The organism is Streptomyces sp. MI02-7b (assembly GCF_033793585.1).
Lineage (GTDB): Bacteria > Actinomycetota > Actinomycetes > Streptomycetales > Streptomycetaceae > Actinacidiphila.
On record NZ_JARAWX010000005.1, the window covers coordinates 451166 to 461590 of the forward strand.

General features: G+C 72.1%; 9 protein-coding genes. 6 read left to right on the forward strand and 3 right to left on the reverse strand.

The genetic code is table 11. From position 1 onward, the window contains the following. The first annotated feature begins 435 nt into the window (after positions 1-435). The 3 genes from PV364_RS11120 (at position 436) to PV364_RS11130 (ending at position 2714) form a co-directional block, all read left to right on the forward strand. Entirely contained in the window at positions 436-774 is a 339-nt protein-coding gene (locus tag PV364_RS11120; protein ID WP_319659642.1) for a DNA polymerase ligase N-terminal domain-containing protein, read from the forward strand. A gap of 98 nt (positions 775-872) precedes the next feature. Next, entirely contained in the window at positions 873-1385 is a 513-nt protein-coding gene (locus tag PV364_RS11125; RefSeq protein ID WP_319659643.1) for a GNAT family N-acetyltransferase, read from the forward strand. A gap of 123 nt (positions 1386-1508) precedes the next feature. Beyond that, complete coding sequence (locus PV364_RS11130; protein WP_319659644.1) at positions 1509-2714, forward strand: glycoside hydrolase family 64 protein; 1206 nt, start codon at positions 1509-1511, stop codon at positions 2712-2714. Here the strand turns inward: PV364_RS11130 and PV364_RS11135 are convergent. Beyond that, entirely contained in the window at positions 2707-3549 is an 843-nt protein-coding gene (locus PV364_RS11135; protein WP_319659645.1) for a GntR family transcriptional regulator, read from the reverse strand. The two genes, PV364_RS11130 and PV364_RS11135, sit on opposite strands and share 8 nt — an antisense overlap. 264 nt (positions 3550-3813) lie before the next feature. Between PV364_RS11135 and PV364_RS11140 the strand changes: the two genes are divergently transcribed. Further along, positions 3814-5271: a cellulose binding domain-containing protein gene (locus tag PV364_RS11140; RefSeq protein ID WP_319659646.1), complete on the forward strand. Its 1458-nt coding sequence runs from the start codon at positions 3814-3816 to the stop codon at positions 5269-5271. 132 nt (positions 5272-5403) lie between these two features. Here the strand turns inward: PV364_RS11140 and PV364_RS11145 are convergent, their stop codons facing one another. Beyond that, positions 5404-6312 (reverse strand): MHYT domain-containing protein, encoded by a 909-nt coding sequence (locus PV364_RS11145; protein WP_319659647.1) that lies wholly within the window; start codon positions 6310-6312, stop codon positions 5404-5406. Positions 6313-6669: 357 nt separating this feature from the next. Beyond that, on the reverse strand, positions 6670-7614 hold the full coding sequence (locus PV364_RS11150; protein WP_319659648.1) for a squalene/phytoene synthase family protein: 945 nt from the start codon (positions 7612-7614) through the stop codon (positions 6670-6672). Positions 7615-7936: 322 nt separating this feature from the next. Here PV364_RS11150 and PV364_RS11155 point away from each other — a divergent pair, with 322 nt between their 5' ends. Together PV364_RS11155 and PV364_RS11160 are read left to right on the forward strand one after the other, a co-directional pair. Beyond that, entirely contained in the window at positions 7937-8698 is a 762-nt protein-coding gene (locus PV364_RS11155; protein ID WP_319659649.1) for a DeoR/GlpR family DNA-binding transcription regulator, read from the forward strand. A gap of 117 nt (positions 8699-8815) precedes the next feature. Next, positions 8816-10204, forward strand: a complete 1389-nt coding sequence (locus tag PV364_RS11160) for a sugar ABC transporter substrate-binding protein (RefSeq protein ID WP_319659650.1) — start codon at positions 8816-8818, stop codon at positions 10202-10204. Positions 10205-10425 lie beyond the last annotated feature (221 nt).

The following is a 10425-nucleotide window of genomic DNA, read 5'->3' on the forward strand; positions in this document are numbered from 1 at the left end:
ACAGGCGGCCGCACGGTCCGGCTCCGCGCGGTCAGCGGCCAGGTGGGACGACTGCTGTCCCTCTCCGGCACGGAGTCCCTCTTCACCGCCGCGGCATGAGCGCCACCGGAACGGCCCGTGTCACGGCCGCGGCACCGGGTAGCCGACCGTGGAGAACGCCTCGATCCACTTCCGAGGAGGACCAGGTCATGACCGACCCCGTGCCCCCGAGCCCCGTCCCCTCGCCGGGTCCCACGGGCCCCGGCCCGGGCCCTTCGCCCGGCCCTGTGCCGCCGCCCGTCGGCCCCGACCCCCTACCGCCGGAGCCGCCGCGCCCCGGCCCCGATCCGGTGCCCCCGGACCCGACGCCGCCCGGTCCCGGACCGGAACCGGGCCCCCTCCCGGACCCGGGGCCTCGCCCCGCGCCCGCCACCTGACCGCGCGAGGGGGAACGCCATGGCCGCCGGGACGTCGCTGACGGAGTACCACCGCGGCCGGGATCCGGACGGCGAGCCCCGGTTCGTCGTCCGGATCCACGAGGCGAGCACGACGCCCTTCGACTTCCGCCTCGAAGTGGCCGGCGTGCTCAGGAGCTGGGCCGTCCCCGAGGGACCCTCCGGCGACCCCCGTGACCAGCGCCTGGCGTCGGGCAGGGACGGCCGGGGGGGGACCGTGATCGTCCGGGGCACCGGACGTCCCGGCCCCTCGCCGACCGCCCCTTCGCGGCGGTGCCCGCCCGCGGGCACGCCTCGTACCGGCTCGACGGAGCGAAGCTGCGCGCCGGTTGCGGCCTGACGCGGACCCGCCCGGTGGGCGACGACGGCCGCGCTGAGACCTGGCTGCTGGTCAAGAGGGCCGGCCGGTAAGCCTGCGCGCGGAGGTGGCGCAGGCACGTGGAACTGCTGCGGGCGGGTGGGAACGACACGGCGTACGCGACGGCGGTCGCGGCGTGGCCGGCCTCTGCCCGTGAGGTGTCCCTGTGGTGCGGTCGGCGGGACTTCCCCGTCCCGCCGCAGGTGGTCGCGGCGTGGCGGGACGAGGAGGACGTCGAGGCCTACGTCGCGCGGGACGCCTCGGGCGCGCTGGTCGCTTACGGCGAACTCTGGGTCGATCCGGGGGAGTCCGAGGTCGAGGTCGCCCGCGTGGTCGTGTCGCCCGGGGCACGCGGCAGGGTCGTCGGCCGCCGCTTCGTCAGCGCCCTGGCCGTGCGGGCCCGTGAGGCGACCGGCTGCGGCGACGTCTTCCTCCGCGTCCATCCCGACAACACCCCGGCTCTGCACAGCTACCGGGCCGCCGGTTTCACCCCGGTCGCCCCGGCCCTGGCCGCCGAGTGGAAGGCCCCGCAGCCGGTCGCCTCCGTCTGGCTGCGTCACGCCCCGGGCACGGGATCACCCGGCGGCGCATGAACACGACTTCCGCACAAGCGACTTGGGACCAGCGGATTGACAGTGCCCGCTGAGCGCGGGAATTTGAGAGCGCTCTCACGAGATCGCTCCCGTCCTCCACCCCCCACACGAGGAGGAACCCACGTGCACGCCCGAGTCGCACCCCGCAGAGTCCTCGCGGTGCTGTTCGCCGCACTGCTGGTGGCTGTGGGCCTGACGGCCCTCGGCACCACGTCCCGTGCCGGCGCCGCGGTGCCGGCCACCATCCCCCTGACGATCACCAACAACTCCGGCCGATCGGGACCGGTGTACCTGTACGACCTCGGCACCCAGCTGTCGACCGGACAGCAGGGCTGGGCCGACGCGAACGGCACGTTCCACGCCTGGCCGGCCGGGGGCAATCCGCCGACGCCGGCACCGGACGCCTCGATCGCAGGGCCCGCGAACGGCCAGTCGGTCACCGTCCGGATGCCCAAGTTCTCGGGGCGGCTGTACTTCTCGTTCGGCCAGAAGCTCGTCTTCAAGGTGACGACCGGCGGCCTGGTGCAGCCCGCCGTCCAGAACCCGAGCGACCCCAACCGCGACATCCTGTTCAACTGGACCGAGTACACCCTCAACGACGCGGGGCTGTGGATCAACAGCACCCAGGTGGACATGGTCTCGGCCCCCTACGCGGTCGGCGTCAAGCTCGCCGACGGCTCGGTGAAGAGCACCGGGCACCTCAAGCCGGGCGGCTGGACCGGTTTCCTCGACGCGCTGCGCGCCCGGCCCGGCGGCTGGGCCGGCCTGATCCAGACCCGCTCCGACGGAACGGTGCTGCGCGCCCTGTCCCCCGGCCACGGCATCGAGACCGGCGCCCTGCCCCGCACGGTCATGGACGACTACGTCAACCGCGTCTGGCAGAAGTACACCACCTCCACCCTGACCGTCAGCCCGTTCGCCGACCAGCCCGGTACCAGGTACTTCGGGCGGGTCTCGGGCAACGTCATGAACTTCACCAACTCCTCCGGGGCGGTGGTCACCTCCTTCCAGAAGCCCGACTCCGACAGCATCTTCGGTTGCTACAAGCTGCTGGACGCCCCCAACGACCTGGTGCGCGGCCCGATCTCGCGCACGCTGTGCGCCGGCTTCAACCGCTCGACGCTGCTGGTCAACCCCAACCAGCCGGACACGAGCGCGGCGAACTTCTACCAGGACGCGGTCACCAACCACTACGCCCGCGCCCTCCACGAGCGGATGGCGGACGGCAGGGCGTACGCCTTCGCCTTCGACGACGTCGGCAACCACGAGTCGCTGGTCAACGACGGCAATCCGCAGCAGGCCTACATCACCCTGGACCCGTTCAGCTAGAACGGGGCTGGACGTCCCCGACGAGGGAGGCGAGCGTGCCGGCCGGTGCGGCGCGCTCGTCCGGGGGCATGCCGGGGTGGTGCCCGGCCGGCGCGGGCCCCGGGGGCACCGTGCCGGCCAGCGCGAGCCGGGAGACGATGCGGTAGCGGTCGCCCCGGTAGAGGGAGTGCACGTACTCCACGGGCTGTCCCTGCGCGTCGCAGGTGAGGCGGTCGAAGAGCAGCGCGGGCGAGAGCACGGGCACCGCGAGCAGCCGCGCCTCCTCCTCGTTGGCGACCGTGGGCTCGATGGACTGGACGGCCTCGTGGACGTGGACGCCGTGCCGGTCGCGCAGGAAGGCGTAGAAGTCCCCCGACTCCATGTCGGCGGCACGCAGTCCGGGCACCAGCCCGGCGGGTACGTGCAGGTACTCCACGGCCATGGGCTCGCCGTCGACCAGCCGCAGCCGCGCGATGTAGACGATCTCGGCGGCGGGCGAGATGCGCAGCTTGCGGCCGACCCGCGCCCCGGCCCGTACGGTGGCGAACTCCAGCACGCGGCTGAGCCAGTCGCCCCCGGCCTGCGGCAGGGTGAAGACGCTGGCGCCCTGGGCGAGTTCCTGAGTGATCTTCGCGGGCGCGACGAACATGCCACTGCCGTGCCGGCGCACCAGCAGGCCGGTGTTGACGAGTTCGTCGACGGCCGAGCGCACCGTGGGACGGGAGACGTCCAGCCGCTCGCACAACGCGCGTTCGGACGGGATCGGTGTGCCGGGCTCCTGTGACTCGACGAGCTCCAGCAGATGGTCGCGGACCTTCTCCCGCTTCAGCGGCGACCGCGGCGCCTCGCCCGCCATGGATCAGCCCCCCGTCCCTGTCCGTGCCCTGTGCGTGCTCTGTCCGGTGTCCCGCCCGTACGGCGTGACGCCGCACGGTGCGAGGCTAGCCAGTTGCTGACCAGTTCACCAGTGGTTCCGGCCCAAAGGATCGGCGTCGAGCCAACATTCCCTTACTCCAAGCCTCTTGACCCCCCATCAGGTCTATGCCATTTTCCCTTACCAGTGGAAGACCAGTTGCCAAGTGGTAAGCCCCACGCACTCCACCGACTGGAAGGGATCACCATGTCAGGAACGTCCCGCACCACCGACCCGCGCCGCAGATCCGCGCGGGTCCGCACGGCCATGGCCGTCGTCGCCGCGGCCGGTCTGGCCTGTGCCGGGCTGACCGCCCTGCCCGCGTCCGCCGCGGCGGGCGCCCTCAGCGCCCAGTACCGCACGAGCGCCACGGGGGCGACCGCCGACCAGGCCGAGCCCTGGTTCGAGATCACCAACACCGGGAGCACCGGCGTCCCGCTCAGCGAGGTCACGCTGCGCTACTACTTCAAGGCCGACAGCTCCACGACCGCGTACCGCTTCGCCTGCTCCTGGGCGGTCAAGGGCTGCGGCAACATCACCGGCACCTTCGGCACGCTCGCCAACCCCACCGCGACCGCCGACCGCTACCTGGAGATCGGCTTCACCTCCGGCGCGGGCACGCTCGCCCCGGGCCAGAACACCGGCGACATGCAGTTGCGCTTCTACCGCGCGGACTGGCAGCGGCTCACACAGTCCGACGACTACTCCTTCAACGGTGCGCAGACCGCCTACGCCGACTGGAACAAGATCACCCTGCAACGCGGCGGCTCCGTCGTCTGGGGCACCGCCCCGGCAGGCAACGACCCCACCGACCCGCCGACCGACCCGCCGACCGACCCGCCGACCGACCCCAACGCGCCCGCGCTCTTCGACGACTTCCGCTACACCTCCAGCAGCGACCCGGCCCTGCAGAGCCACGGCTGGACCGTCAAGTCCGGCCAGGGCGGGCCCGGCGTGCCCGGCGCCACGTGGTCCCCGCAGGACATCACCTTTGTCGCGGGCACCGGCGCGGACAAGGTGATGAATCTCCGCCTCACCACCGACGGCACCGCCGCCGGCACCAAGGAGACCGAACTCCAGACCAGCGCCCGCAAGTTCCGCAACGGCACCTACGCGGCGCGGGTCCGCTTCGACGACACCCCGACCGGCGGCCCGGACGGGGACCACATCGTCCAGACGTTCTTCGCCTTCACCCCGCTGAACGCCCCGATGGACCCCGACTACAGCGAGCAGGACTTCGAGTACCTGCCCAACGGCGGCTGGGGCGAGCCGAGCAACATCATGTACACGACGTCCTGGGAGACCTACAACCCCGACCCCTGGAACGCCGTCAACACGCACTCGGAGAGCCGCGCCGACTACGACGGCTGGCACGACCTGCAGGTCACCATCGACAACAGCGCCATCACCTACTCCATCGACGGCCAGGTCTTCGGCACGCACGGCCAGCCGTACCTGCCCGAGACCAGCCAGTGGATCGACTTCAACCACTGGCTGATCGACCTCACCGGCCAGACCGGCAGCACCGCGCGCTCGTACGACCAGCAGGTCGACTGGGTCTACTTCGTCAAGGACCAGGTCCTGACCCCGGCGCAGGTCGCCGCCCGGGTCGCCGCCTACCGCTCCGCCGGTACGGCCTTCACCGACACCGTGCCCGGGAGCTGAAAGGACCCCGCGCCGCCGCCCACCGCCACAGGGGCACGGTGGGCGGCGGCGCGGACCCGAAAGGACCCGGGACGCGGGTAATTGACAGCGCGTCATGGAATTTCCCGTCGGGCCCTGGCGACCGGCCCGTGTTCAGCCCCCGAATTCCCGGGAATCCCGGTAGGGATCGCCCTGCGCGCCGCCGAATGCGTCAGGGGCGACCGGACCGGAAAGGGAACCCGGGTGGGTCGCCGACGCGGCGGGAGGCGAAGCGGGGACCCCGTAACGCCCCGCGACCCGGAATTCCTCGGCCGGATCCACCGGAACCGCCGTACGGCCGCGCACTTCCTGGACGGGGCTCATGAGAACGGCGAAAGTGATCAGCATGAGTTCGAGGCCGAGGCCGATGATGAGCGGTGCGACGAGGACCAGGCCGGTGACACCGCTGTCGCTGTGGACACCGGACACATCCCGCACGTTCACGGCCGCCATCCCCGTGTAGTGCATGCCGCTGATCGCGACGGCCATCACCAGGGCCGCGCCGATCGTCGCCCAGGTCCCGGTCACCCGCAGGGTGAACCACAGTGCCACGGTGGCGGCGACGACGGCGATCACCACGGAGAGCACCACGAGCCAGGTGGTGTAGTCGACCTTTCCCGGGAAGAGCATGGCCTCCATGCCCATGTAGTGCATGGCGGCGACACCGAACCCGGCGCCGACGCCGCCGATGAGCAGCCCCGACCACGACCTGCGCACTCCGGCGACGTACATCCCGAAGCCGACGATCACGATGGCGACCAGCAGGCTGACGACCGTCAGCGGCACGTCGTAGCGGAACTCCACGCCGTCGACGGAGAAGCCGAGCATGGCGATGAAGTGCATGCCCCAGATGCCCGACCCCAGGGTCAGCGCCCCGGCGCCGAGCCACGACCAGCCACGGGCGAGCCCGCGGGCGTGGAATCGGGCCGCGCACGCGAGCCCGAGTCCGGAGCCCACCGCCGCCATGGCATAGGCGAGCACGGGATAGAAGGCATGCGAATAGATATGCTGATGCTGCCCCACGAAGGAACTCCCCACCTGGCACTGGGCGGCACGCGCTCCGCCGGGCCCGGAAAGGGGAACTCGGGCCGGCCGATCGCCCGACGCGTGTGCCCACAAATCTCGCCGGCGTGCCGCCTGAAATTCGGAACCGGGTCTCCCGCGGCGGCGTCCTTGCCATTCCCCGGGGCACGGCCGCGGCGACTCCCCCGTCGCCCGACCACCGATGCTTGAACCTTATATTAAGTTCCGCAAGGTGTCGCACACCGACGGGATCGGAAACACACCGTTCCCATACGGGTAATTCTCGACCACGGGAAATGCCGCGGCCGGCGGCCCGAATGGACGGCCCGAGCCGCCCGAACCGCGGCGCGGGACCGTTCAGCGCCCGGCGGATCGGCGGAACGTGCGCGCGTACGCGCCGGCGAGGGTACCCAGCGCGGCGGCGACCGGGCGCCGCGCGGGCCCCGTGAGCAGCGCGACGCCGCGGCGTTCCGCCACACGCAGCCGGTGGCCCTGGAGGTCGATCAGAGCGCGCGTCATGGGGCGGTGGGGCGCCGGGACGATGTCGATCAGACGGCGGGCGTCGGCCAGGCCGCGCCGGGTGGTCGCGGCGACGTCGTGCACCAGGCCCTCGAAGTCGCCCTCACCCGTGCCGTGCTGGAGGCCGGCGCGGGTGAGTCCGTGGCGGGCGAGGGCGTCCTCGGGGATGCCGAGGCGGCCGGCGCGCAGGTCCTCGGTCACGTCCTCCAGGAAGTCCAGCCGCTGGGCGGCCTCGACGAAGGTACGGCAGGCGGCCCGGTAGCCGGCGTATCCGGTGGGCGGGGCGAGCAGGCAGGCGACGAGCAGGAAGGCGGGCAGGGAGTAGGCGTCCACGTAGGCCTGGAAGTCGGCCTCCGTGGCGAAGCCCCGCCAGCCGGCGTCGGCCGGTGCGGCGGCGAGGTACTCGGTTACGACCTCGCCGAGTACGGGCCGCCGGGAGACCGTGCGGGCGAGGGCGCGCAGCAGCAACTCGTCATCGCTGCCGCCGTCGCCGGCGCCGCCGGTGCCGTCCTTCAGGGCCTCGCGCACGCGGCGCTCCCACGCCGTGAAGGCCGCGCCGGCGGCCTCGCCGTCGGCGTCCCGGTCGAGCAGGTTGTCCGTGTGGTGCATGAACGCGGTGGTGGCGACGACGTCGGGGACGAGGTCCGCGGGCAGCAGCAGCCGCACGCCGAGGGACGTGGCACGGTCGAAGCGGGCGGCCAGCCGGCGCTGGGCGGTGTAGGCCTCGCGCAGTGCCGGACCGTCGATGCCGGCCCGGTCCAGGGTGTGCCGCCAGGTGGTCATCGTTCCGCCGCTCCGTTCGTCCGCCACCAGGGTCGCGGCGACGAGTCAAACGCAGAAAAACCGGCAAACTCACTGCCCGGATGCCGCCGGACACCCTCTGAGCTGGGATTCACCGTACCGGGAAACGGGCAGATACGGGCACAGTCTTCCCTTGTACGGGCTGACCGGCCCGCGTCCCACGGCGGTATAAATCTCGGGCGGGCCCAAACGGGCACCGGATGCCCGAAGTTGACCGAACGGCCATGGGGCGTCGGCGAACGCCGTGCGCGCACGGCGTAACCGGCGGGCCCGGCGGTACCGGCGGACCAGGGAGGTGCGGGACATGCGGGGCGACGAACGGCAGCACCGGATCCTGGCCCTGGTGCGGAAGTCCGGCCAGGTGGAGGTCACCGCGCTGGCCTCGGACTTCAAGGTCGCGCCGGAGACCATCCGCCGCGACCTGAGCGAACTGGAGCGCAGGGGACTGGTCCGCCGCACCCACGGTGGCGCCTATCCCGTGGAGAGCGCGGGCTTCGAGACCGACCTGGCCCGGCGCGAGACCCATCACGTGGACAGCAAGCGCCGGATCGCCGCGGCCGCGGTGAGACTGCTCGGCGAGGCCGAGACCGTGTTCGTCGACGAGGGCTACACGCAGCAGTTGCTGGCGGCCCTGCTCCCCACCGACCGGCCGCTGACGGTGGTGACCGCCTCGCTCCCCACCGCGGCGGCCATCGCCCAGTCCTCCGAGACCACCGTGCTGCTGCTCGGGGGCCGGGTACGGGGCCGCACCCTGGCCACCGTCGGCTCCTGGGCGACCCAGATGCTGTCCTCGTTCGTCATCGACCTGGCGATCATGGGGGCCAACGGCATCTCCCGCGACTTCGGGCTGACCACCCCCGATCCCGTCGTCGCGGACGTCAAGGCACAGGCGGTGCGCTCCGCCCGGCGGCGCGTACTGGTCGGGATCCACACCAAGTTCGGCGTCTCGAGCTTCTGCCGGTTCGCGGAGATCGGCGACTTCGAGACCGTCGTGAGCGACACGGGCCTGCCGGCCGCGGAGGCCCACCGCTACTCCCTGCTCGGACCCAACGTCATCCGCGTCTGACCACCGTCCCCTCCCCCCAGCCCGCGTGCGAGCCGCCGCGGGCCGGCCCGGCACACCCTCGCGCGCCCCTCGCCCGGCGCGCGCCGCCGGGACCCCTCCCACAGAAAGGCCTCCCCCATGCGTGCCAACGACCCCCGAACGCCACGGCGGCGCCGCGCCGTCCCCCGCCTCACCGCCGTCGCGGCATGTGCCGCGCTCCTGGCCACCGGCTGCGCCGGCGCGGGCGGCGGCAGCTCCGACGGCGCGTCCGGCGGCGGCTCGGTGAACGTCCTGATGGTCAACAACCCGCAGATGCTGGACCTGCAGAAGCTGACCGCCTCCGACTTCACCCAGAGCACCGGCATCAAGGTCAACTTCACCGTGCTGCCCGAGAACGACGTCCGCGACAAGATCAGTCAGGAGTTCTCCAGCCAGGCCGGCACCTACGACGTGGCCTCCATCAGCAACTACGAGGCGCCGATCTACGGCAAGAACGGCTGGCTGGCGCCGCTGGACGACACCGTCGCCAAGGACCCGGAGTTCGACCAGGCGGACATCCTGCCGTCCATGAAGGAGAGCCTCACCGGCGCCGACGGCAAGCTGTACGCCGAGCCCTTCTACGGCGAGTCGTCGTTCCTGATGTACCGCAAGGACGTGCTGGAGTCCAAGGGCCTCACCATGCCCGCGCGCCCGACCTGGCAGCAGGTCGCGGACCTCGCGGCGAAGGCGGACGGGGCCGAACCCGGCATGAAGGGCATCTGCCTGCGCGGACTGCCCGGCTGGGGCGAGGTGATGGCGCCGCTGACGACCGTGGTCAACACCTTCGGCGGAACGTGGTTCACCAAGGACTGGCAGGCACAGGTGAACGCCCCCGCCTTCAAGGAGGCGACGAAGTTCTATGTCGACCTGGTCCGCTCGCACGGCGAGGCGGGCGCCCCGCAGGCCGGATTCGCCGAGTGCCTGGGCGCCTTCCAGCAGGGCAAGACGGCCATGTGGTACGACGCCACCTCGGCCGCCGGCATCCTCGACAGCGCCGACTCCCCCGTCGCGGGCAAGGTCGGCTACGCGCCGGCGCCCGTGGTGAAAACCGGCAACTCCGGCTGGCTGTACACCTGGGCGTGGGGCATCCAGAAGGCGAGCAGGCACCAGGACGACGCCGCGAAATTCGTCGCCTGGGCCTCGGGCAAGGGGTACGAGGAACTGGTCGGCGAGAAGCTCGGCTGGGCCCGGGTCCCGGCCGGCAAGCGCACCTCGACGTACGCGAACGCCGACTACCTGAAGGTCGCCGGCCCGTTCGCCAAGGCCACGGAGGAGGCCATCGCCGGCGCCGACCCGCGCGACCCCGGCACCCAGCCCCGGCCCACCCTGGGGATCCAGTTCGTCGACATCCCGGAGTTCCCCGACCTCGGCACCAAGGTCTCCCAGGAGATCGCCTCCGCCATCGCCGGGCGCACCTCGGTGGACGCCGCGCTGGACAAGTCCCAGCAGCTGGCCGAGAAGGTCGCCGCGCAGTACCGGAACGGGTGATTCGGACATGACCGGAACCTCCGGCACCGTCGCGGAGCGGGCGCGCGGCCGGGCACCGAGATCTACCCTCCCTAATCGCGGGCAGCGTCAGGCGGGTGTGGGCGACGGGTTGGTGTCTTAGCACGCCACGGCCGTGGCCAGTATGTCGCTGGATGCCTCGCTGAGGCCGCGCGATTCGCCGTGGTAGATCAGGCCGGCCGTCTCGGAGGTCACGCCGTGGG